At 59.8% G+C, this 22791-nt stretch carries 21 protein-coding genes; 7 read left to right on the forward strand and 14 right to left on the reverse strand.

The genetic code is table 11. The features are described from left to right. The first annotated feature begins 86 nt into the window (after positions 1-86). Both betT and mgrA read left to right on the forward strand, forming a co-directional pair. Positions 87-2048 (forward strand): choline transporter BetT, encoded by a 1962-nt coding sequence (gene betT / locus LJX92_RS01285; protein ID WP_164366000.1) that lies wholly within the window; start codon positions 87-89, stop codon positions 2046-2048. Positions 2049-2174: 126 nt separating this feature from the next. Further along, on the forward strand, positions 2175-3212 hold the full coding sequence (gene mgrA / locus LJX92_RS01290) for an L-glyceraldehyde 3-phosphate reductase (RefSeq protein WP_103733990.1): 1038 nt from the start codon (positions 2175-2177) through the stop codon (positions 3210-3212). A gap of 160 nt (positions 3213-3372) precedes the next feature. Here the strand turns inward: mgrA and tauD are convergent, their stop codons facing one another. From tauD to LJX92_RS01325, 7 genes are all read right to left on the reverse strand, one after another. Beyond that, positions 3373-4209: a taurine dioxygenase gene (gene tauD / locus LJX92_RS01295; protein ID WP_228309225.1), complete on the reverse strand. Its 837-nt coding sequence runs from the start codon at positions 4207-4209 to the stop codon at positions 3373-3375. Positions 4210-4223: 14 nt separating this feature from the next. Beyond that, the gene (gene tauC / locus LJX92_RS01300) at positions 4224-5060 is read right to left on the reverse strand and encodes a taurine ABC transporter permease TauC (RefSeq protein WP_032878413.1); all 837 of its coding nucleotides are present in this window, start codon (positions 5058-5060) and stop codon (positions 4224-4226) included. Then, the gene (tauB, locus tag LJX92_RS01305) at positions 5057-5836 is read right to left on the reverse strand and encodes a taurine ABC transporter ATP-binding subunit (RefSeq protein WP_228309226.1); all 780 of its coding nucleotides are present in this window, start codon (positions 5834-5836) and stop codon (positions 5057-5059) included. Before tauB ends, tauC begins: the two co-directional genes overlap by 4 nt. 18 nt (positions 5837-5854) lie before the next feature. Further along, a complete protein-coding gene (tauA, locus tag LJX92_RS01310; RefSeq protein WP_032878411.1) occupies positions 5855-6832 on the reverse strand; it encodes a taurine ABC transporter substrate-binding protein in 978 nt (325 codons plus the stop codon). A 190-nt stretch (positions 6833-7022) separates the two neighbouring features. Next, positions 7023-8606, reverse strand: coding sequence for a glutamate--cysteine ligase (gene gshA, locus LJX92_RS01315; RefSeq protein WP_032878410.1), 1584 nt, complete (start codon positions 8604-8606; stop codon positions 7023-7025). Between the two features lie 214 nt (positions 8607-8820). Next, positions 8821-9204, reverse strand: coding sequence for a PaaI family thioesterase (locus LJX92_RS01320; RefSeq protein WP_050549370.1), 384 nt, complete (start codon positions 9202-9204; stop codon positions 8821-8823). After that, entirely contained in the window at positions 9204-11528 is a 2325-nt protein-coding gene (locus LJX92_RS01325) for a Tex family protein (RefSeq protein WP_032878409.1), read from the reverse strand. Before LJX92_RS01325 ends, LJX92_RS01320 begins: the two co-directional genes overlap by 1 nt. A 357-nt stretch (positions 11529-11885) precedes the next feature. Here LJX92_RS01325 and ompR point away from each other — a divergent pair, with 357 nt between their 5' ends. Then, positions 11886-12626, forward strand: coding sequence for a two-component system response regulator OmpR (gene ompR, locus LJX92_RS01330; RefSeq protein ID WP_003187669.1), 741 nt, complete (start codon positions 11886-11888; stop codon positions 12624-12626). A 116-nt stretch (positions 12627-12742) separates the two neighbouring features. Beyond that, positions 12743-14056 carry an ATP-binding protein gene (locus LJX92_RS01335; RefSeq protein ID WP_005783812.1) on the forward strand — a complete coding sequence of 438 codons (1314 nt, stop codon included), beginning with the start codon at positions 12743-12745 and terminating at the stop codon, positions 14054-14056. Between the two features lie 140 nt (positions 14057-14196). Here LJX92_RS01335 and rimK read toward each other — a convergent pair whose 3' ends face one another. The 3 genes from rimK to LJX92_RS01350 all read right to left on the reverse strand — a co-directional run bounded on the left by rimK (position 14197) and on the right by LJX92_RS01350 (position 16373). Further along, a complete protein-coding gene (rimK, locus tag LJX92_RS01340; RefSeq protein ID WP_003187674.1) occupies positions 14197-15102 on the reverse strand; it encodes a 30S ribosomal protein S6--L-glutamate ligase in 906 nt (301 codons plus the stop codon). Further along, complete coding sequence (locus LJX92_RS01345; protein ID WP_416309140.1) at positions 15099-15515, reverse strand: ATP-dependent zinc protease; 417 nt, start codon at positions 15513-15515, stop codon at positions 15099-15101. The genes rimK and LJX92_RS01345 overlap by 4 nt, the downstream gene beginning before the upstream one ends. A gap of 78 nt (positions 15516-15593) precedes the next feature. Beyond that, positions 15594-16373 (reverse strand): EAL domain-containing protein, encoded by a 780-nt coding sequence (locus LJX92_RS01350; protein WP_078820035.1) that lies wholly within the window; start codon positions 16371-16373, stop codon positions 15594-15596. Positions 16374-16489: 116 nt separating this feature from the next. Between LJX92_RS01350 and LJX92_RS01355 the strand changes: the two genes are divergently transcribed. Continuing rightward, positions 16490-16897, forward strand: coding sequence for an RNA-binding S4 domain-containing protein (locus tag LJX92_RS01355; protein ID WP_005783819.1), 408 nt, complete (start codon positions 16490-16492; stop codon positions 16895-16897). A gap of 135 nt (positions 16898-17032) precedes the next feature. On the opposite strand, the gene LJX92_RS01360 is transcribed toward LJX92_RS01355, so the two are convergent. After that, positions 17033-17836 carry a phosphatase PAP2 family protein gene (locus LJX92_RS01360; protein ID WP_228309227.1) on the reverse strand — a complete coding sequence of 268 codons (804 nt, stop codon included), beginning with the start codon at positions 17834-17836 and terminating at the stop codon, positions 17033-17035. Positions 17837-17960: 124 nt separating this feature from the next. Between LJX92_RS01360 and hslO the strand changes: the two genes are divergently transcribed. Together hslO and LJX92_RS01370 are read left to right on the forward strand one after the other, a co-directional pair. Then, a complete protein-coding gene (gene hslO / locus LJX92_RS01365) occupies positions 17961-18863 on the forward strand; it encodes an Hsp33 family molecular chaperone HslO (RefSeq protein ID WP_005783822.1) in 903 nt (300 codons plus the stop codon). Between the two features lie 179 nt (positions 18864-19042). Beyond that, positions 19043-20584, forward strand: a complete 1542-nt coding sequence (locus LJX92_RS01370) for a phosphoenolpyruvate carboxykinase (RefSeq protein ID WP_005783824.1) — start codon at positions 19043-19045, stop codon at positions 20582-20584. Positions 20585-20641: 57 nt separating this feature from the next. On the opposite strand, the gene LJX92_RS01375 is transcribed toward LJX92_RS01370, so the two are convergent. The 3 genes from LJX92_RS01375 to LJX92_RS01385 form a co-directional block, all read right to left on the reverse strand. Continuing rightward, positions 20642-21505: a DMT family transporter gene (locus LJX92_RS01375; RefSeq protein ID WP_228309228.1), complete on the reverse strand. Its 864-nt coding sequence runs from the start codon at positions 21503-21505 to the stop codon at positions 20642-20644. A 160-nt stretch (positions 21506-21665) separates the two neighbouring features. Continuing rightward, the gene (locus LJX92_RS01380) at positions 21666-22022 is read right to left on the reverse strand and encodes a DUF1493 family protein (protein WP_228309229.1); all 357 of its coding nucleotides are present in this window, start codon (positions 22020-22022) and stop codon (positions 21666-21668) included. Positions 22023-22303: 281 nt separating this feature from the next. After that, positions 22304-22780, reverse strand: coding sequence for a hypothetical protein (locus tag LJX92_RS01385; RefSeq protein ID WP_228309230.1), 477 nt, complete (start codon positions 22778-22780; stop codon positions 22304-22306). Positions 22781-22791 lie beyond the last annotated feature (11 nt).

The following is a 22791-nucleotide window of genomic DNA, read 5'->3' on the forward strand; positions in this document are numbered from 1 at the left end:
AGTCCGTTATTTACAGCCATATCCCGCAACCTTGAGGTGCATCGTTCATGAGTGCATCGTCCACCCCTTCCAGCGGCATGGTGCGCATGAATGCGCCCGTTTTCTACTTTGCCGCCACCTTCATCCTGCTGTTTGGCATCACGGTTATCGCTATCCCGCAACAGGCCGGAGCCTGGCTGCTGGCGGCGCAAAACTGGGCGGCCAATACGGTCGGCTGGTACTACATGCTGGCGATGACCCTGTATCTGGTCTTCGTGGTGGTCACCGCGCTATCGGGCTACGGCAAGATAAAACTCGGTGCCGACCACGACGAGCCCGAATTCAGCTACCTGTCCTGGGCCGGCATGTTGTTCGCCGCCGGGATCAGCATCACGCTGTTCTTCTTCTGCGTCTCGGAGCCGTTGACGCACCTGGTGCAGCCGCCCCAGGGCGAAGCGATGAACGCTGATGCAGCGCGCCAGGCCATGCAGGTGCTGTTCCTGCACTGGGGCCTGCATGGCTGGGGTGTGTTCGCGTTCGTGGGCATGGCCCTGGCGTATTTCGCCTACCGGCATAACCTGCCGCTGGCATTGCGTTCGGCGCTGTACCCGCTGATCGGCAAGCGCATCAATGGCCCTATCGGTTATGCGGTGGATGGCTTCGGTATCATCGCGACGGTGTTCGGCCTGGGCGCTGACATGGGTTTTGGCGTGTTGCACCTCAATTCCGGCCTGGACTACCTGTTTGGCATTGCTCACACCCAGTGGATCCAGGTGGGCCTGATCACGTTGATGATGGGCGCGGCGATCATTGTTGCGGTAGCCGGCGTCGACAAGGGCGTGCGGGTGATGTCCGACATCAACATGCTGCTGGCCTGTGCGTTGCTGCTGTTTGTGTTGTTCGCCGGGCCTACCCAGCACCTGCTCAACACCTTGATCCAGAACATCGGTGACTACCTGGGCGCGCTGCCGACCAAGAGTTTCGATGTGTACGCCTACGATAAGCCAAGCGACTGGCTGGGCGGCTGGACAGTGTTCTACTGGGCCTGGTGGATCGCATGGTCGCCGTTCGTAGGTCTGTTTATTGCGCGTATCTCCCGTGGCCGCACCATCCGCGAATTCGTGTTTGGCGTGCTGCTGATTCCGCTGGGCTTTACCCTGGCGTGGATGTCGATCTTCGGTAACAGCGCCATCGACCAAGTGCTCAACCATGGTATGGCCGCGCTGGGCCAGTCGGCCATCGATGACCCGTCGATGAGCCTCTACCTGCTGCTGGAAACCTACCCGTGGAGCAAGACGGTGATTGCGGTCACGGTGTTTATCAGCTTTGTGTTCTTTGTGACCTCGGCGGACTCAGGCACGGTGGTGCTGTCCACCCTGTCGTCCAAAGGCGGCAACGCTGATGAAGACGGGCCGAAGTGGCTGCGGGTGTTCTGGGGTGCGATGACAGCGCTGGTGACCAGTGCCCTGCTGTTCGCCGGCAGTATCGATTCGTTGAAATCTGCGGTGGTCCTGACCTCGCTGCCGTTCTCGCTGATTCTGCTGCTGATGATGTGGGGGCTGCACAAGGCGTTTTACCTGGAGTCGCAAAAGCAGATCGCGCAGTTGCATTCCCTGGCGCCAATATCTGCTTCACGCAAAGGCCGTGGCGGCTGGCGCCAGCGCTTGAGCCAGGCCGTGCATTTCCCGTCACGTGATGAGGTGTATCGCTTCCTTGAATCGACGGTGCGCCCGGCGATCGAAGAAGTGACGGCGGTGTTTGTCGAGAAGGGCCTGAATGTAGTCACTCAGCCGGACCCGTCCAACGACAGCGTCAGCCTGGAAATCGGCCATGGCGAGGAGCATCCGTTCATCTACCAGGTGCAGATGCGCGGCTATTTCACGCCGTCGTTTGCCCGCGGTGGCATGGGTTCCAAAGAGATCAACAACCGCCGTTACTATCGTGCGGAGGTGCACTTGAGTGAGGGTAGCCAGGACTATGACCTGGTGGGCTATACCAAGGAGCAGATCATCAACGACATCCTCGACCAGTACGAGCGCCATCTGCAGTTCCTGCATTTGGTGCGCTGATACCGTTCCTCTCAAGTAGGTCTTTGCTGTAAAAGGAAGAGGCAGACTTAAGCGATTCAGCGGGTTAAAAGGCTTGGGAATAACCTTATTCCCGGGCCTTTCAACCCTCAGTCCAGAGAGGATTCGATGACGTACATTGCTGCCGAAAACCGCTATGAATCTATTCCCTATCGCCGCGTAGGCCGCAGTGGGTTGGTGCTGCCGGCACTGTCCCTGGGGCTGTGGCACAACTTTGGCGACAGCACCCCGATCGACACCCAGCGCGCTTTGCTGCGCACGGCGTTCGACCTGGGTATCAACCACTTCGACCTGGCCAACAACTACGGCCCGCCCTATGGCAGCGCCGAGATCAACTTCGGCCGTTTGCTGCGTGAAGACTTCAAGCACTACCGCGACGAATTGATCATCTCCAGCAAAGCCGGTTGGGACATGTGGCCCGGCCCCTACGGCCAGGGCGGTGGCTCGCGCAAATACATCCTGGCGAGCCTGGACCAGAGCCTGCAACGCCTGGGCGTCGACTACGTGGATATTTTCTACTCCCACCGTTTTGACCCCGACACGCCCCTGGAAGAAACCGCCAGCGCCCTCGCCACCGCTGTGCAACAAGGCAAGGCGTTGTACATCGGTATCTCGTCCTATTCCGGGGTGAAAACCCGCGAAATCGCAGCCTTGCTCAAAGAGTGGAAAGTGCCGCTGTTGATTCACCAACCGGCTTACAACCTGCTCAACCGCTGGGTGGAAAAGGACCTGCTCGACACCACCGAAGAACTTGGCGCTGGGGTGATCGCCTTCACGCCCCTGGCCCAGGGTTTGCTCACCGACAAGTACCTCAATGGCATACCGGCCGATGCACGGGTCAATCGTCCGGGTGGTGGTTCGTTGCAGGCCCAGCACCTGTCCGAGGCCAACATTGCCCATGTACGCGGCCTGAATGAAATCGCCCAGCGTCGCGGCCAGAGCCTCGCGCAATTGGCGCTGGCCTGGACCCTGCGTGATCCACGGGTGACCAGCGCGCTGATCGGCGCGAGCCGGCCGGAGCAGATCATCGAGAACGTCGGGGCGTTGCAGAACTTGAGCTTCAGTGCTGAGGAACTGGCGCAGATTGATCGGTTTGCGCAGGAAGGCGGGATCAACTTGTGGGAAAAGCCATCCACTGCTGAATAACTGACACAACTGGGTCAAAAATGTGGGAGGGGCGGTGCGACGATTCGACTTGCTCCCGATAGCAGTGGGTCAGCTACGGATGAGCTGACTGAACCACCGCCATCGGGAGCAAGTCGAATCGTCGCACCGCCCCTCCCACATTTGGTTTTCGGTGTGGCGACTAGAACGGCACATCCCCAAGAATCGTAGCCCGGTGCATCACCCGCCGCTGTGGCCGGTAGTCATCCACGGCGTAATGCTGGGTCACGCGGTTATCCCAGAACGCCACGTCATTTTCCTGCCAGCGCCAGCGGATGGTGAATTCCGGGCGGGTGGCGTGGGCGAACAGCAGCTTGAGAATGGCCTCGCTTTCGGCCGCTTCCAGTTCATTGATTCGGGTGGTGAAACCGTCGCTGACGAACAGCGATTTGCGCCCACTTACCGGATGCGTGCGCACGACTGGGTGCGATAGCGGCGGGTTTTTCTTGCGAGTTGCCTCCCAGCGCACCAGGTCCTCGGCGGTGTTGCCAAAGCGCTCCAGCGGGAACGACTTGGTGAAGTCGTGTGTGGCGGTGAGGCCATCGAGCAAGCGCTTTAGCGGTCCAGACAGTGCTTCATAAGCCGCAATCCCACTGGCCCACAAGGTATCGCCGCCAAACGCCGGCAGCAGCTTGGCGCTGAGCACAGCGCCCAGGGCAGGCGTGGGCAGAAAGGTCACGTCGGTGTGCCAAACGGCGTTGTCACGCACGTCGGTGACCGCGGTGTCGAGGATCAGCACTTCGGGCTGTTCCGGCACGTTGGGGTAGATCGGGTGGATGTGCAGGTCGCCAAAATTGGCCGCGAACCGTGCCTGTTGTTGCGGGGTGATTGGCTGATCACGGAAGAACAGCACCGAATAGTCGAGCAACGCCTGTTCAATGGCGTCGCGCTGTTCAGGGGCCAGCGGCTGAGTGATGTCGACGCCACTGATCTGGGCGCCCAGGGCGGTACTTAATGGGGTAACGGTCAGGCTGCTCATTGTAGATTCTTCACTCAGTGTGCCTGGCCATGCCAGGGCACTAATTTACGCTGCAAGGCGCGCAGGCCCATTTCCATGGCGAAGGCGATCAGGGCGATCACCAGGATCCCCAGCACCACCACATCGGTGACCAGAAACTGCGCCGCCGACTGCACCATGAAACCCAGGCCGCTGGTGGCGGCAATCAACTCGGCGGCGACCAGGGTCGACCAGCCCACACCCAGGCCGATACGCACACCGGTGAGGATATCGGGCAGGGCGCTGGGTAGGATCACATGGCGAATCAGTTGCGCACGGGTGGCGCCCAACGACTGCGCAGCCCGCAGCTTGGCCGGGTCGACGGTGCGCACCCCGGTTGCGGTGGCGATGGCGATCGGGGCGAAAATCGCCAAGTAAATCAGCAGCACCTTGGACAGCTCGCCAATGCCGCACCAGATCACGATCAGCGGCAGGTAGGCCAGCGGCGGAATCGGCCGGTAGAACTCGATCAACGGATCGAAAATGCCTCGGGCAATGCGGTTGGCACCGATGGCAATCCCCACCGGCACGGCAGTCAGCACTGCAAAACCCAGGCCCAGGCCGATGCGGCTCAGGCTCGCGCCCAGGTGCTGCCACAAGGTGGAATCCATGTAGCCGGTGGTCGCCAGCAGCCAGCCTTTTTGCAACACGGCGGACGGGGGCGGCAGGAACAAAGGTTCGATCAAACCGGTGGCGGTCACCCCCCACCACAGGGCAAGCAAAGCGACCAGGGTCAGTGCGCTGATCCAGCGTGTGCTCAGGCTGCGGCGTAACGGGATAACGGCGGGTGCCACCGGCTTGCTGGCGGTGGCGGGAAGTTCGTAGCTGCTCATGCGTACACCTGCCGTTGGGAGAACACTTTGCCCAGCACGTGCTCGCGGGTTTCGATAAAGCGCGGGTCGGACTTGATTGCGCGGGCTGATTCACCGGCAGCGTAACGTTGGCCGAAATCCAGCTGCAGGCGTTCGACGATCTGGCCGGGGTTGGGCGCCAGCAGGATCAAATCCGTGGCCAGGAACACCGCTTCTTCGATGTCATGGGTAATCAGGAACACCGGCTTGGCTGTGCGCCGCCACACTTGCAGCAGCAACTCCTGCATTTGTTCGCGGGTGAAGGCATCCAGCGCACCGAAGGGTTCGTCCATCAGTAATACGCGAGGGTCGGCCGCCAGGGCGCGGGCGAGGCCAACGCGTTGCTTCTGGCCGCCGGAGAGTTGCCAGATGCGCCGGCTGTCGAAACCGGCCAGGTCCACCAGAGCGAGCATTTCGCGGGCGCGTAATTCGCGCTGCGCCTTGGGCACGCCGGCCAGTTCCAGCCCGAAGGCGACGTTGGCCAGCACGTCCTGCCAGGGCAGCAGGGCGTCGTCCTGGAACACCACACCGCGTTCGGCGCTGGGCCCTTTGACCGGCACACCGTCGAGGGTAATCCGCCCGGCAGAAGGCTCGACGAAACCGGCAATCAGGTTCAACAGCGATGTCTTGCCACTGCCGGAGGGGCCCAGGGCGACCAGCAATTGCTGGGGCCCAAGGTCCAGGGAAATATCGGACAGTACCGGTCCCGGGGCGCCTGGGTACTGTGCGCTGATGCGCTCCAGCTGTAGCAAGGCCATCGCGATGAACTCCTTGGATCAGTTAGAAATGAACTTGGCGCTGACGTAAGGGGCGTAGTCGGGCAGTACGGCATCGACCTTGCCTTGTTCCTTGAGGAACACAGCAGTGTCGGTGACTGCCTTGGTGGTCGGCGCGCCCAGCAGGGTCACCTGGTCAGCGGCCAGCGGGTAGACGTTGCCTTGCAGCAGCAAGGGAATATCGCTGGCCTTGGCGCCGGAGAGTTTCACCAGCTTATCGACGTTGCCGGTGTCGGCCAGCCAGGCTTGTGGGTCTTTGCGGTAGGCTGCGTAGGCATCCAGGGTGACCTTGGCGAAGGCGGTGACGATGTCCGGGTGCTTCTCGGCAAAATCCTTGCGCACGATCCAGGCATCGAATGTTGGCGCGCCGAACTTGGCCAGTTCGCCGGAGGTGATCAGCACCTTGCCGTTTTCCTTGGCTACGCCCAGAGCCGGGTCCCACACGTAGGTGGCATCGATATCACCGCGCTTCCACGCGGCGATGATGGCCGGAGGCGCCAGGTTGAGAATGGTGACTTTGGCCGGGTCGATGTTCCAGTGTTTCAGCGCGGCAAGCAGGCTGTAGTGGCCGGTGGAGACGAAGGGCACGGCGATCTTTTTGCCGATCAGGTCCTGCGGGCTGTTGATCCCCGATCCGTTGCGCGCCACCAGGGCTTCGGCCCCGCCGATCTGGGTGGCGACGAGGAAGGTTTCTACTGGGACTTTGCGGGTTACCGCGGCAGTCAGCGGGCTGGAACCGAGGTAGCCGATCTGCACGTCGCCGGAGGCAATGGCGGCGATGATGTCGGCGCCATTGTCGAATTTGCGCCAGTCGATTTTGGCGTTGGTAGCTTTTTCATAGGCCCCGTCAGCCTGGGCGACTTTGGCCGGGTCGACGGTGGTCTGGTAAGCGATAGTCACGTCCGCCGCCTGGGCAAACAGACTGGCACCGGCCAGGGACAACGCGGCCAGCAAGCGCAGAGGGGTCAGCAGTTTCAAGGGGAAGCTCCTCAATCAGGCGGCCGAGAGTCGGCGTGTGAGGAGACTAAATGATCTAAGAACTCGAAAATAAATAACCTTTTCGAATTAGCTTATGAGTAGAAAGGTTGAAGCAAATGTTTGTACCGGTGATGACCAAATGTGGGAGGGGGCAAGCCCCCTCCCACATTGGAACTGAGTAGAGCTCCGGTTAGTTGCTGATGGCGAGGATGCTGGCCTGGTACGACCCGACAAACACATCGAAATCGCCCACTTCGTTCTGCTCAAGCTCCGCCTGTTGCGCCAGCGACGCACGGGCCAATTCTTCAAAGTGCGCTTGTTCCTCAGGCGCCAAAGGCTCCTTGCGGAAGTATTCGGCATGTACTTCGCTTTGATGCAGAGAGAACTGCGCAAAGCTTTCCTTGCGTTCAGCCATGGCCGCCAACACCTGGGCCGACGGCGTCAGGGACGGGTCCTTGACCTTGGCCAGTTGGGCATCCAGCGCTTCGCTGTGTTCGGTCATGCCCTGGCTCTCGTCGAGCAAGGCAGCCAACGGTGCAATCTTCTCCAGCAACTGCGCAGCCCATTCCTTCATGTCCACCGGCTGGCCGTCACGTTGCAATTGCAGGCCCGGACGCCGACCTTCCTTGACCACGCTGAGGAAGTTGGAGGTGGCGTTGCCGCACTCGTTGTTGGCGAACAGCGGGCTGTCGTTCAGCGCGCAATACAGCAGGAATGCGTCGAGGAATCGCGACTCCGGCAAGTCGATCCCCATCGGCAGGAACGGGTTGATGTCCAGGCAACGCACTTCGATGTACTGGATGCCACGGGCCATCAGCGCCTGGATAGGCCGCTCGCCGGTGTAGGTCACACGCTTGGGGCGGATATTGGAGTAGTACTCGTTTTCGATCTGCAGGATGTTGGTGTTGAGCTGCACCCACTCACCATCCTTGTGCGTGCCGACTTCAACATACGGCGCGTAGGGCGTTGCCACCGCTTCGCGCAGGCTGTCGGTGTAGCTGGCCAGGTCGTTGTAGCAAGGCGTCAGGCCGGCCTGGGCGTTGCTCTGGTAACCCAGGTCGCTCATGCGCAGGCTGGTGGCGTAGGGCAGGTACAGGGTGTCGGCATCCAGGACTTCAAGCTGGTGCGAGCGGCCGCGCAGGAAACCGGCGTCCAGGGCTGGCGAGGCACCAAAGAGGTACATCAACAGCCAGCTGTAGCGACGGAAATTACGGATCAGCGCGATATAGGCCGTGGACTGATAGTCACGGTCGGTACCGACAAAGCCTTCGGCTTCCTTGAGCAACGGCCACAGCTGTTCCGGCAGCGAAAAGTTGTAATGGATGCCGGCAATGCACTGCATGGTCTTGCCGTAGCGCAGGGCCAGGCCCTTGCGGTACACGTACTTGAGCTGGCCGATATTGGAGGTGCCGTAGTAGGCGATCGGAATATCTTCCTCGGCCGGTAACGGGCACGGCATCGAGGGGCTCCACAGGTATTCGCTGCCCAGCTTGGAGTAGGCAAAGCGATGGATCTTGTCCAGGCTGCCCAGGGTCTCGGCCGGGTTGGGCAGGGCTGGGGTGATGAACTCCAGCAGCGATTCCGAATAGTCAGTGGTGATCTGTTCGTTGGTCAACGCAGCGCCCAGGGCTTCAGGGTGCGGCGTTTGCGCCAGGCGACCCTCGCTGGTGACGCGCAGGCATTCGCGCTCGATGCCGTGCAAGCACTGCTCTAGCAGGGAGAGGTGTTCGCGCTTGCCGAGCAGGGCCAGGCGGCGGTTGAGAAGTTCGCTCAAGTTGGATTCCTTCACGCGTCAGTCGCCCCAATATGGGGGTGGGCAGGACGGTCTACAAGGGTGAAGTGGAAACTGGCGTGATCGCCTGGTTCTGAGTCGATTTGACCCGCTCTGAAAATGCCGACTTCACTCCATGAATTGGGCTACAGCGCAGCGAGAAAATTCCGACGCTGTTATCGCAGCGCCGAAATTAACTCAAATCGAGGGTAGGGAGCTATAGGACAGCGAACGTGCCCTGCGCTTTTGCGACAAGTCTTTCGCCCTGGTACACGTCGGCTTCGACCACCAACGTGCGCCGGCCGGCGTGAATTACCCGGCTGGTGCACAGCACGTCACCGTCTTCGACGGCGCGAATATAATTGATCTTGCATTCGATGGTGGCGCTCTGCTGGTCGAAACCATGGGCGCTGGAACAGGCCAGGCCCATCGTGATGTCCACCAGGCTGAAAATCGCCCCGCCATGGAGCTTGCCTGCACGGTTGCGCAGGTGCGGCTCCAGGGTCAGGGCCACCTCGGCAACGCCTTCATCCAGGCGTTGCAGGCGGCAGCCGATCAGCTCGCTGAACGCGCTCTGGGTCAAACCCGCCGGGATTTCCATCAACGCTTCTTCAACTGTTTGGCATTGGCGAACAGCGATGCCATGGCGTTGTTGCTCGGCGCGGCAGTCGTAGCGTCCTTGCGCGGCGCGTTGTTCTGCGACTGGCGCGGTGCCGAACCTGGGCGAGCGCCACGAGCACCGTCGATCTTCTCGCCCGGGGTATCGCTCATGCGCATCGACAGGCCCACGCGTTTACGCGGGATATCGACTTCCATGACCTTGACCTTGACCACGTCACCGGCTTTGACCGCTTCACGCGGGTCCTTGATGAACTTCTCCGAAAGCGCGGAGATATGCACCAAACCGTCCTGATGCACGCCAATATCCACAAAGGCGCCAAAGTTGGTCACGTTGGTCACTACACCTTCGAGGATCATGCCCGGTTGCAGGTCCTTGAGGTCTTCGACGCCGTCCTGGAACTCGGCGGTCTTGAACTCGGGACGTGGGTCGCGGCCAGGTTTTTCCAGCTCTTGCAGGATGTCGGTGATGGTCGGTACACCGAAGGTTTCGTCGGTGTACTTCTTTGGATCCAGACGCTTGAGGAAGGCGGCGTCGCCGATCAGCGAGCGGATATCACGGTCGGTCTCGGCGGCAATGCGTTGCACCAGCGGGTAGGCTTCCGGGTGAACCGCCGAGGCGTCGAGCGGGTTATCGCCATTCATCACGCGTAGGAAGCCGGCCGCTTGTTCAAAGGTTTTTTCACCCAGGCGTGCGACTTTTTTCAGCGCAGCACGGGTTTTGAACGCACCATTTTCGTCGCGATGGCTGACGATGTTCTGCGCCAGGGTCGCGTTGAGGCCCGAGATTCGCGCCAGCAGCGCTACTGAAGCGGTGTTCACGTCTACGCCCACGGCGTTTACGCAGTCTTCCACCACCGCATCCAGGCCGCGTGCCAGTTTAAGCTGCGACACGTCGTGCTGGTACTGGCCGACGCCGATGGATTTGGGGTCGATCTTCACCAACTCGGCCAGCGGGTCTTGCAGGCGACGGGCGATGGAGACGGCGCCACGGATCGACACGTCGAGGTCCGGGAACTCCTTGGACGCCAGCTCCGAAGCCGAGTACACCGAAGCACCCGCCTCGGAGACCATGACCTTGGTCATCTTCATGGCCGGGTATTTTTTGATCAGCTCGGCGGCCAGCTTATCGGTTTCGCGGCTGGCAGTGCCGTTGCCGATGGCGATCAGGTCTACCGCGTGCTTGGCGCACAGGGCGGCAAGGATCGCCAGGGTCTGGTCCCACTTGTTGTGCGGTACGTGTGGGTACACGGTGGCGTGGTCCAGCAGCTTGCCGGTGGCATCGACCACAGCGACCTTGCAACCGGTGCGCAGGCCCGGGTCGAGGCCCAGGGTGGCACGCGGGCCGGCCGGTGCGGCCAGCAGCAGGTCGTGCAGGTTGTGGGCGAACACGTTGATCGCTTCGGTTTCGGCGCCGTCGCGCAACTCGCCCAGCAGGTCGGTTTCCAGGTGGGTGTAGAGCTTGACCTTCCAGGTCCAGCGCACGACTTCACCGAGCCACTTGTCCGCAGGGCGATTCTGGTTCTGGATGCCGAATTGTTGACCGATCATGCCTTCGCACGGGTGCATGGTGCCTGGCAGTTCGTCACCGACTTTCAGCGCGGAGCTGAGAATGCCTTCGTTGCGGCCGCGGAAAATCGCCAGGGCGCGGTGGGACGGCATGCTTTTGAGCGGCTCGTCGTGTTCGAAGTAGTCGCGGAATTTGGCGCCTTCCTCCTCTTTGCCGGCGATGACGCGGGCGCTGAGGATGGCTTCCTGCTTCAAGTAGGTACGCAGTTTTTCCAGGAGGCTGGCGTTTTCGGCGAAGCGCTCCATCAGGATGTACTTGGCGCCTTCGAGGGCAGCCTTGACGTCGGCGACGCCTTTTTCCGCGTCGATGAAGCGAGCGGCTTCGGTTTCCGGCGTCAACGATGGGTCGTTGAACAGGCCATCGGCCAAGTCGCCCAGGCCGGCTTCCAGGGCGATCTGGCCCTTTGTACGACGTTTCTGTTTGTATGGCAGGTAAAGGTCTTCGAGGCGGGTCTTGGTGTCCGCGAGTTTGATGTCGCGCTCCAGTTGAGGGGTCAACTTGCCCTGTTCCTCGATGCTGGCGAGGATGCTGATACGCCGTTCGTCGAGTTCTCGCAGGTAGCGCAGGCGCTCTTCCAGGTGACGCAGTTGAGTGTCGTCGAGGCTGCCGGTCACTTCTTTTCGGTAACGGGCGATGAAAGGCACCGTGGAGCCTTCATCCAGTAGAGCGACGGCCGCTTCGACCTGTTGTGGGCGTACACCGAGTTCCTCGGCGATGCGGCTGTTGATGCTGTCCATAAAACCACCTGAAATTCTTAAAATCAGCGCGCCGGCCCGTAAAAACAAGGCCCGGCGAGGCTGGTTGAGCGGCCCGACTGGCGCCGCTGCCTGGGTCAAGAGGCTGCCTATTGACCCTCGAAATCGAAAAATTCACGACAAGCGGGTATAAAAAGCCCGGCAGCAAACGGTAACGATCTGACGTTGCCCTGCACGGAGGCGCCGCATTATAACCAGCGTTCTGCTATTGGGGGGTACTGCGCCGGAGGTTGTAGGGCGTGGGTTCGCTGGCAGTAGATGAAAAATCTGCTAACAATGCACACGGTGCGTATAACGGCAGCTACGCCATAATGCGCGCCGAGATAAGAGGAGCATCCAATGAGCAGCACCGCACAAACTGCTGAAGGCGAAAAAATTCTCATCGTTGATGACGATCCGGGGCTGAGCAGCCTGCTGGAGCGTTTTTTCAACTCCAAGGGCTACCGTGCCCGCGCGGTGCCGAACACCGAGCAAATGGACCGCCTGTTGGGGCGTGAAGTGTTCAACCTGGTCGTGCTCGATCTGATGCTGCCCGGCGAAGACGGCCTTACCGCCTGCAAGCGCCTGCGTGGTGCCAACAACCAGATTCCAATCATCATGCTCACCGCCAAGGGCGATGAGTTGAGCCGCATCAAGGGCCTTGAACTGGGCGCTGATGACTACCTGGCCAAGCCGTTCAACCCTGATGAGCTGATGGCGCGGGTCAAGGCCGTATTGCGTCGCCAGGCACCGGCCGTGCCGGGCGCACCGGGCAGCGAAGACGAAAGCGTCACCTTTGGCGACTACGAACTGTCGTTGGCCACCCGTGAGCTCAAGCGTGGCGAAGAAGTGCACATGCTTACCACCGGCGAATTTGCGGTGCTCAAGGCTCTGGTGATGAACGCCCGTCAGCCGCTGACCCGTGACAAGCTGATGAACCTGGCCCGTGGCCGTGAATGGGACGCCCTGGAGCGCTCCATCGACGTGCAGATTTCCCGACTGCGCCGGATGATTGAGCCGGACCCCTCCAAGCCGCGGTATATCCAGACGGTGTGGGGCGTGGGTTATGTGTTTGTGCCGGATGGTACCGCAACCAAGTGACCGATGATTTGCAGGGGCGGGTATCCGGCGTTTGACTCCATAAGAGTCGACGGGATGCCCGGCGTCTGCAATTCTGCGAGCACCGCTCGTTCCTGCAAGGTGTGCAGCTTTCATCTATGAAAACCCCGCTGTGGTTCCCACAAAGTTTCTTCTCTCGCACCCTTTGGCTGGTGCTTATTGTCGTTCTGTTTTCCAAGGCGCTCACGCTGGTTTATCTGTTGATGAACGAAGACGTGCTGGTGGATCGGCAGTACAGCCACGGTGTGGCCCTGACGTTGCGGGGCTATTGGGCCGTAGACCCTGAGAACCGAGAAAAGGTGGCCAAGGCGTCGACCTTGACTCGGGTTGATGGGGCCGGCGTGCCTGAAGGCGAGCAGCATTGGCCTTACAGCGAGATCTATCAGCGCCAGATGCAGGCCGAACTGGGCGCCGACACCGAGGTGAGGCTGCGCATGCATGTTTCACCGGCGTTATGGGTGCGGGCACCTAGCCTGGGCGATGCCTGGATCAAGGTGCCGCTTTATCCGCACCCGCTGCGCGGGCAGAAAATCTGGAACGTGCTGGGCTGGTTCCTGGCCATCGGCTTGCTTTCAACGGCCTCCGCGTGGATCTTCGTCCGTCAGCTCAACCAACCACTCAAGCGCCTGGTATTTGCCGCTCGCCAATTGGGCCAGGGGCGCAGTGTGCGCCTGCCGGTCAGCGACACGCCCAGTGAGATGACCGAGGTGTACGGCGCGTTCAACCAGATGGCGGAAGACGTCGAGCAGGCCGGGCGCGAGCGCGAGCTGATGCTGGCAGGTGTGTCCCATGACTTGCGCACACCGTTGACGCGATTGCGCCTGTCCCTGGAGCTGATGGGGGACCATACCGACCTCACCGATGACATGGTGCGCGATATCGAGGACATGGACGCTATCCTGGACCAGTTCCTGGCCTTCATCCGCGACGGGCGTGATGAAGTGGTTGAGGAGGTGGACCTCACGGACCTCGTGCGTGAGGTGGTTGCGCCCTATAACCAGAACGGTGAGCAGGTGCGCATGCGCCTGGAGCCGATCCAGCCGTTTGCATTGCGCCGGGTCTCGATGAAGCGCCTGCTGAACAACCTGATCGGCAACGCCTTGCATCATGCCGGTTCCGATGTGGAGGTGGCGGCGTATGTCTCCGGTGACAGTGCCGCGCCTTACGTGGTGCTGAGCGTGATGGACCGTGGCACGGGGATCGACCCTGCCGAGCTTGAGGGTATCTTCAACCCGTTCACCCGTGGCGACCGAGCCCGAGGTGGCAAGGGCACCGGGTTGGGGTTGGCGATCGTGCGACGAATCGCCTCGATGCATGGCGGCAATGTCGAGTTGCGTAACCGGGAAGAAGGCGGGTTGGAGGCGCGGGTGCGCTTGCCGCTTGGGCTGATGCTGCCTAGAGATGCGGTCTGACAAACAACAAATATCAAAAATGTGGGAGAGGGCTTGCTCCCGATGGCGGTCTTTCAGTCAAGAAGTTCAGTGACTGTGACACCGCTATCGGGAGCAAGCCCCCTCCCACATTGGTTTCATGTCGGGATTAAAATAGGCTTTTAGCCTTTGCCCTTGGTCCGAGTCATATTCGGTCCACCATTCTTCTCCAAGTGCTGAATGATGATCCCCGCCACGTCCTTGCCGGTGGTGGTCTCGATCCCTTCCAGGCCCGGCGATGAGTTCACCTCCATCACCAGCGGCCCATGATTGGAGCGCAGGATATCCACACCTGCCACGCTCAAGCCCATCACCTTGGCTGCCCGCAGTGCGGTCATGCGCTCTTCCGGTGTGATCTTGATCAGGCTGGCGCTGCCGCCACGGTGCAGGTTGGAGCGGAACTCACCGGGCTTGGCCTGGCGCTTCATCGCCGCGATCACTTTGTCGCCCACCACGAAGCAGCGAATATCTGCGCCGCCGGCTTCCTTGATGTACTCCTGCACCATGATGTTCTGCTTGAGGCCCATGAACGCCTCGATCACCGATTCAGCTGCCGTCGCCGTTTCACACAGCACCACACCGATGCCTTGGGTGCCTTCCAGTACCTTGATCACCAGCGGTGCACCATTGACCATCTCGATCAGGTCAGGGATGTCATCCGGGGAGTGGGCAAAGCCGGTGACCGGCAAGCCGATACCCCGGCGTGACAGCAACTGCAGCGAACGCAGTTTGTCCCGCGAGCGGGCAATGGCCACGGACTCGTTGAGAGGAAACACCCCCATCATTTCAAACTGACGCAACACCGCGCAGCCATAAAACGTCACCGAAGCGCCGATACGCGGGATCACCGCATCAAAGCCTTCCAGGGGTTTGCCCCGGTAGTGGATCTGCGGCTTGTGGCTGGCAATGTTCATGTAGGCACGCAACGTGTCGATCACCACCATTTCATGGCCACGTTCAGTGCCGGCCTCGACCAGGCGGCGGGTGGAATACAGACGCGGGTTTCGCGACAGCACAGCAATCTTCATGCAGCACCTGGGGCAGAAATAGTGGAGACCGGGAACACCGGCTTGTCTTGAACGTACTTGACGCCTGGATTGACGATCAACTGGCCGTCAATCAACGCCTTGGAGCCCAGTAACAGGCGATAACGCATGGCTTTGCGACAGGCGAGGGTGAATTCCACCCGCCATACCCGGTCACCCAGCGCCAGGGTGGTGCTGATCACGTAGCGCACCTGCGCATGGCCGTTGGAGCTCTTGATGGTTTTCATCGTCACCAGGGGCGCTTCGCAGCGACGGTGGCGCAGTTGCACCACGCTGCCCAGGTGCGCGGTAAAGCGCACCCACTTTTCACCGTCGCGCTCAAACGGCTCGATATCGGTGGCATGCAGGCTTGAGGTGCTGGCACCGGTGTCGATCTTCGCGCGCAGGCCCGCCACTCCCAGGTCGGGAAGTGCCACCCATTCACGCAGACCCACAACGGTCAAATGGTCAAATGTCTTCAATATGGGTACCGATCAATTTGCCCAGGCTTGAGGAGAAACCTTGGCCAGGGCATTGAATGCAGGTTTGGCGAACCAAAAACCCTGCATCAGAAATATTCCACAGTCGGAGAGGAAATCCCGCTCGCCAGCACTTTCGATGCCTTCGGCGATGACAGTAACTCCCAACTGCTCACAAATTGTGACAATCCCCCGGACGATCACCTGACGGACACGGTCTTGATCGACATCGCGAATCAACGCCATGTCGAGTTTGATCAGGTCGGGTTGGAAATCGGCCAGCAGGTTCAGCCCCGAATAGCCCGCACCGAAGTCGTCGATGGCGGTCTTGAAGCCGAATTCGCGATATTCACGCAGAATATTCGTCAAATGGCGATAGTTATCTACATGCTCGCTTTCCAGTGTCTCGAAAATCAGCCGGTCCAGCGGGAAATTGTGCGCCCGGGCGGCCTCCAGGGTGCTGCGAATACACAGTTCCGGACGGTATACGGCATTGGGCATGAAATTGATGGAAAGGTGAGTCTGCATGCCCAGCGCTGCGGCACCGGCAATGGCCTTGGTTCGGCAGCGCTGGTCGAAGCGGTAGCGATTGGTTTCGTTGACCTGGGCCAGCACCGAGAGCGCGCCTTCTCCCTGGGTACCGCGCACCAAGGCTTCGTTGGCGAATATCGAGTGGTCACGCAGGTCTACGATAGGTTGGTAGGCGAACGCAAAGTCGAACCCCAGAGGCTCGCTTTGCTGGCAACCCACGCACCGCTGGTTGGGCGAGGTGAGTGAAAGGGGGAAGTCGGTCACAGCGTATCCTCGCGAAAACAGGGTGCTACCTGGCGTATCTTAGGTGAGCCTTGGGGTTTATGCGTCGAAGGGTTTCAACGGTAAGGTTGCGACATTTTTCAGAGCGAGGAATTCAAGTGGGTCAAAAACAGGAAGAGGAAGAAAAGGTCCGACTGGACAAGTGGTTGTGGGCCGCGCGGTTCTACAAAACCCGTGCCTTGGCCAAGGCCGCAATCGAAAGCGGGAAGGTTCATCATCGCGGCGAGCGCTGCAAGCCGGGCAAAGAGCCACGTATCGGCGATGAGTTTCAGATTCGTACAGGGTTTGATGAAAAGACCGTCGTGGTGCAGGCGCTATCTGTCGTGCGCCGTGGGGCACCCGAAGCGCAGGCGCTGTACACCGAGACCGAAGCGAGTATCGCCAAGCGCGAAAATGCAGCGGCCATGCGCAAGGCTGGAGCGACTGGAATGACCACCGATGGCAAGCCAAGCAAGAAGCAGCGCCGCGATCTATTCAAGTTCCGCGGCAGCGGCAACGACGATTGATTACGAATCTCCTGCCGGCAGCAGATCAAAATGTGGGAGGGGGCTTGCTACCGATAGCAGAGTGTCAGCCAATACACTTGTGACTGAGCCACTGCAAATCGGGAGCAAGCCCCCTCCCACATTTAACCCGCGTATTTAAGGAGCGGTGCGTATGACGCTCAATCGCCCGATCACCGGCAGTTTTCCAAGCAACCCGAACACCGGCGCGGTTACCCGCAACAGGAACCCCGACACCTTCGCCGCAAACGGCGTGTAATACCCCCACCCCAGCGCCAACAGCGCCAGCAGTACGCCACCTATGTAATCGTCCTGACCCCAGTGCGCGCCCGCAACCAGGCGCGGCATCATGAACAGCAGCGCCAGGCCCCAGATCACCAGCACCTGGCCGATACGCTTGGCAAATACGGTCATGAACATCCCCCAGATCAACAGCACCGAGGCATGGTCGCCCGGGAAGCTCTGGCTGGAACGGTCCTTCAACTCCCAGGTTTTCTCCAGTCCCGGGAAAAAATCACTCATCTGAATCGCGCCGCCGATCACCATGGACGGGCTGCTGTGCTGCCAGCCCATATGCGCCGCAAGTTTGGAGAACAACATGCGAATAAACAGCAACAGCAGCAGAATGCCGAGGAAACCAAAGAACGCCTGGCGCACCTGCACGGCCTTGAACACCCAGTCGCCGCGGATCAGCAGCGTCAGCAAAATAACGCCGACCACTGCATCAAACGGCCGCAGACTGGCCACGGCCCACACATGCAGCCAGGTCGAATTGGTGGCTAGCGGGCCATTGAGCAGATGAAACAGCCACTCGTCGAAAATCACACACAGCATCTGGCCCGTGGGCCACAGCCAAAAACATAGCAGTCCGATAGCGAGTAGATTGCAAAGAGCCCATCGCCGGAGGTTCCAGTTGGCTTGGAACAAACCCGGATTGTTCATAAACTGTCCCTCATCGCTCTATTCAGCTCCTTGAATTCAGGAGAAGTCGCACCAAGATGGTGCTAAAGCGTTTAATTTTATAAACCTTGTAATCATTTTGTCATCACTTCAGATACCCAGACCTATGACTGATCTACCGGATACCGACTTCACCCAACGCTTCATCTTCGATGAGAGCGATGCCCGCGGCGAGATGGTGTCGTTGGAGCTCAGCTATGCCGAAGTCCTTGCCAAGCACGCCTATCCGGAGCCGGTCGCGCAATTGCTCGGCGAGCTGATGGCCGCCGCGGCGCTGCTGGTTGGCACCATGAAGTTCGACGGGTTGCTGATCTTGCAGGCCCGTTCCGAAGGGCCGGTGCCCATGTTGATGATCGAGTGCTCCAGCGAGCGCGAAATCCGTGGCCTGGCCCGTTATGAAGCCGACCAGATCGCCGCGGACGCCACCTTGGCCGACCTGATGCCCAATGGCGTCCTGGCACTCACCGTCGACCCGACCGAAGGCCAACGCTACCAGGGCATTGTCGACCTCGATGGCCAAACCCTGTCGGAGTGCTTCACCAACTACTTCGTAATGTCCCAGCAGGTGGGCACCAAGTTCTGGCTTAACGCCGACGGCAAACGTGCCCGTGGTTTGCTGGTGCAACAATTGCCGGCCGACCGCATCAAGGATGAGGATGATCGTGCCGAAAGCTGGCGGCATATCATCGCCTTGGCTGATACGTTGAAGGCCGAAGAACTGCTGGGCCTGGACAACGAAACCATCCTGCACCGCCTTTACCATGAAGAGGCTGTGCGGTTGTTTGACTCGCAAGCCTTGCACTTTCATTGCAGCTGTTCGCGCGAGCGTTCAGGCAACGCCTTGGTCAGCCTGGGCCTGGAAGATGCGCAAAATCTGGTGGTGGAACACGGCGGCCATATCGAGATCGATTGCCAGTTCTGCAACCAGCGCTACCTGTTCGATGCCGCTGATGTAGCCCAATTGTTCGCCGGAGCGGGCATCGACACCCCTTCCGACACCCGCCACTAAAACGTTTAAGCACAGGTAAATCACCTGACAAACGCGGGATTAGAGGTGTTCTGACGGGAGGGCCCTACTCTTTTTGGGCTTTTCTGGCATAATCCGGCCCACTTTTTTCGCGGTAGTAGTGCGCAACTTTCTACTACAAAACGTTTGGAGCACTCGGCCATAGGCCGACGGGGAACCTCATGACGCAAGCCAATAACGCCGTATACACCGATCTGAGTGTTGACGATCTGGTCAAAGAAGCCCTGCAGCGCGGTGAAGGCGTGCTTGCCGATACTGGTGCGCTGGTTGTCGAAACCGGTCACCGCACCGGTCGTTCGCCGGTCGACCGTTTTATCGTTGAAGAGCCTTCCACCCAGGACGCCATTGCCTGGGGCCCGATCAACCGCAAGTTCCCGGCCGACAAGTTCGATGCCCTGTGGGCTCGCGTCGAGGCGTTCAACAACGCGCAAGAGCATTTCGTTTCCCATGTTCACGTAGGGGCCGCAGAAGACCACTACCTGGCCGTGAAAATGACCACCCAGACTGCCTGGCAGAACCTGTTCGGTCGTTGCCTGTTCATCAACCCGGCCCAGTACAACCCGGCCGGTCGTGAAGAGTGGCAGGTGCTCAACGTGGCCAACTTCGAGTGCGTGCCAGAGCGTGACGGCACCAACTCCGACGGTTGCGTGATCCTCAACTTCGCGCAGAAAAAAGTGCTGATCGCCGGTATGCGTTACGCCGGTGAAATGAAAAAAGCCATGTTCTCGGTGCAGAACTTCCTGCTGCCGGCCGCCGACGTACTGCCGATGCACTGCGCCGCCAACATTGGCGAAGCAGGCGACGTGACCCTGTTCTTCGGCCTGTCCGGCACCGGCAAGACCACCCTGTCCGCCGACGAAAGCCGTTACCTGATCGGTGACGACGAACACGGCTGGGGCGAAGGCGTAGTGTTCAACATCGAAGGCGGTTGCTATGCCAAGTGCATCGACCTGTCCGAGAAGAACGAGCCGGTTATCTGGAAAGCCATCAAGCACGGCGCCGTGCTGGAAAACGTCGTGATCGACGAGGCCAAGCACGCCGACTACGCTGATGTCAGCCTGACCCAGAACAGCCGTGCCGCCTACCCGCTGGAGCACGTTGCCAAGCGTTCCGAGAAGAACCTGGGCGGCGAGCCAAACGCAGTGATCTTCCTGACCTGCGACCTGACCGGCGTACTGCCGCCAGTGTCGATCCTCAGCGAAGAACAAGCGGCCTACCACTTCCTGTCCGGCTACACCGCGTTGGTGGGTTCGACTGAAATGGGTTCGGGCAGCGGCATCAAGTCGACTTTCTCCACCTGCTTCGGCGCGCCGTTCTTCCCACGCCCGGCTGGCGAATACGCAGAGCTTCTGATCAAGCGCATCCGTGGTTTCGGCTCCAAGGTCTACCTGGTCAACACCGGCTGGACCGGTGGCGGCTACGGCGTTGGCAAGCGCTTCAACATCCCGACTACTCGCGGCGTGATTGCAGCGATCCAGAGCGGCGCGTTGATCGGTGCGCAAACTGAACACCTGGACACCATCAACCTTGACGTGCCATTGGCCGTACCGGGCGTTGAAACCGGCCTGTTGAACCCACGTAACACCTGGGCTGACAAAGCTGCCTACGACGAAGCCGCGAAGGCGCTGGCTGGTCTGTTTATCGAGAACTTCAAGAAGTTTGAAGTGAGCGATGCGATCAAGGCGGCGGGTCCTAAGTTGTAAGACTTAGCTGTTGTGAAAAAGCCGCCTCTTGTAGGCGGCTTTTTTGTGCGCGCAGGGTTAGTGGGCGATGTGCAGCAGCACCGCGCCGACCAGCACCAGCACAACCCCGAGCACCTGTACCGCCGACAAGCGCTCCTTGAAAAACACAAACCCCAGGATCGCCGCGATACCGCCTGACAGCGTACTGATCACGGTCACCACCGAAACCGAGCCGGCCATCGCCCCCCACGAAAACGCCGAGAACCCGCCGAGGTTCATCAGGCTCGCACCGGTCAACGTCGCGCAATTTTTCAGTGGTGGGATCTTCAGGCCGTCCTTGATCTTAAGCACCATCACCACCAGCACGCACAGGCCCACCAGGTAACCCAGCCACAACATCGTTATCGGCCCCAGCGCCGGCAGCGTGTAGCGCCCTTGCAACCAGAAACTGGTGCCGTACAGCGTTGCTGCGAGCATGGCGTAGGCGATGGACAGGCGCGGGTTGTTGTGGGGCGTACCGTTGTCCTTGTGGATGCTGGAGAGGATCACTCCGAGTACGCACAGCGCGATGCAGCCGAGTTGGACCAGGCTGATATGTTCACCGCTGGCCCAGGACAACAGGGTGGTTACTACACCATAAGAAGTGACCAATGGCGCGACGATGGCGGCTTTGCCCAGGGCGAAAGCCTTGGACAGCGCGAGGGCTCCAGAGACGGTCACCAGGGCCGCTGCGATGCCCAGGAGCCAGACGCTCAACGGCGCATCGAGGGATTTGAACAGGAAGGCCGGGAAAATGACCAGCAGCAGAGTCATGATCAGAAAGCCAAGGGCTTGGCCAAAATACACCGCGCGTTTAACGCCAACGGCGCGGGCATTGAGGCCCACGAGAAAGTCCGTGCCACCCCAGAGCAGGGCGGCCAGCAGGCCCATTAGTACGTCCATGTAAGGTCCTTGTTATGCATACCGCTCGCCAGATTAACGCAGAACCAATGTGGGAGGGGGCTTGCTCCCGATGGCGGTGAATCAGTCAGCTTATCTATAGCTGACCCACCGCAATCGGGGGCAAGCCCCCTCCCACATTTGGATCTCAGTGCTCTTGGGATCAGCTCAGGTTTTCCAAGGTCTGCGTGTCCCACCTTTGGGTCTTGATCGCCAGGTAGAGCATACCGATGGTCAGCGGTATTTTGTCGCCACGGCCTTTGGCGCGCCGCTTCAAGAATACGTCGAACATCGGCGGCTGAAAGTAACGATAAGCGTCGTAGTCGCTTAGGTCGACCCCAAAATCCTGTTCCAGCGCCTCCATGAATTGCTTGGCTTCAACACCATCGCAAGCAAGGTCGAAGTTGAGCGAGGTTTGCAGGCTAATGGTCTTGTGTTTCGGCAAGCCGATTTCTTCATGCAGCAATTGCAGGAGCTGCTGCATGACGGGGTCTTCGGGGAAGTGGGGGGCCAGGTTCATGGTGGGGGTGCGTAGGAGTGGGTGAGGGGGCCTTTTACGGTGCAGGCGGTATTTGTTTCGCGTGATGAAGAGAGCCAAGCCTATCAAGAACAAGGCCAGGGGAAGAAGTTGAATGTTCAGGACAATGGCGATGTAGGGTAGCCAGAACAACAGAAGCAGTCCCGTTACGATGAAGGTAACGGCGAAGCGCGTTCTTAACGTGCAGTCAGTGATTTTGTAATACAGCAGTAGATGGAGAGCGAATAATAGCGCTGTTTGTAGGTAAAGCCATTGACTAAAGTTCATCTGGAGTACACATGCATTGAGACGCTTGAGCGCTGCGGGCCTATGCCACCGCTGACCTGAGCATCCAGGCCAATGACGATGTCTGCGCTGTGGAAGTTGCGGATCCTGTGAGAAATCAAATCGCTGATAGCGTTCTCGATTATCGATTCTGCTTTGCTGGATATGATCCCGACAGGGGCTGCAACTGCGCCAGAAATGATTTCTTTTATGAGGTTGTTCCGATTGTTCAAGCTATCTGCCTGCTTCCTGGTCAGTGGCTTTGAGACGGCCACTGTCATGACGCAGGGTAGATCTCGGGCGAGCATCTTTTCGTACAACTTCTGAAGCCGCAAGCGGACCTCTATCGCTGAAGCTTTTGCTTCCAGCAAGCAAAGTGTGGCTAGCTCTTGTCGATTGTTTGGCATCACGGTGAGTCGAATTACCGTGAAAGTGATGCCATAGTAACCGACATATTGAGTCCTTTCGATGTTCACAAATTGATGCC

Source organism: Pseudomonas sp. HN8-3, from assembly GCF_020790195.1.
In the GTDB taxonomy this organism is placed as follows: Bacteria; Pseudomonadota; Gammaproteobacteria; order Pseudomonadales; family Pseudomonadaceae; genus Aquipseudomonas; species Aquipseudomonas synxantha_A.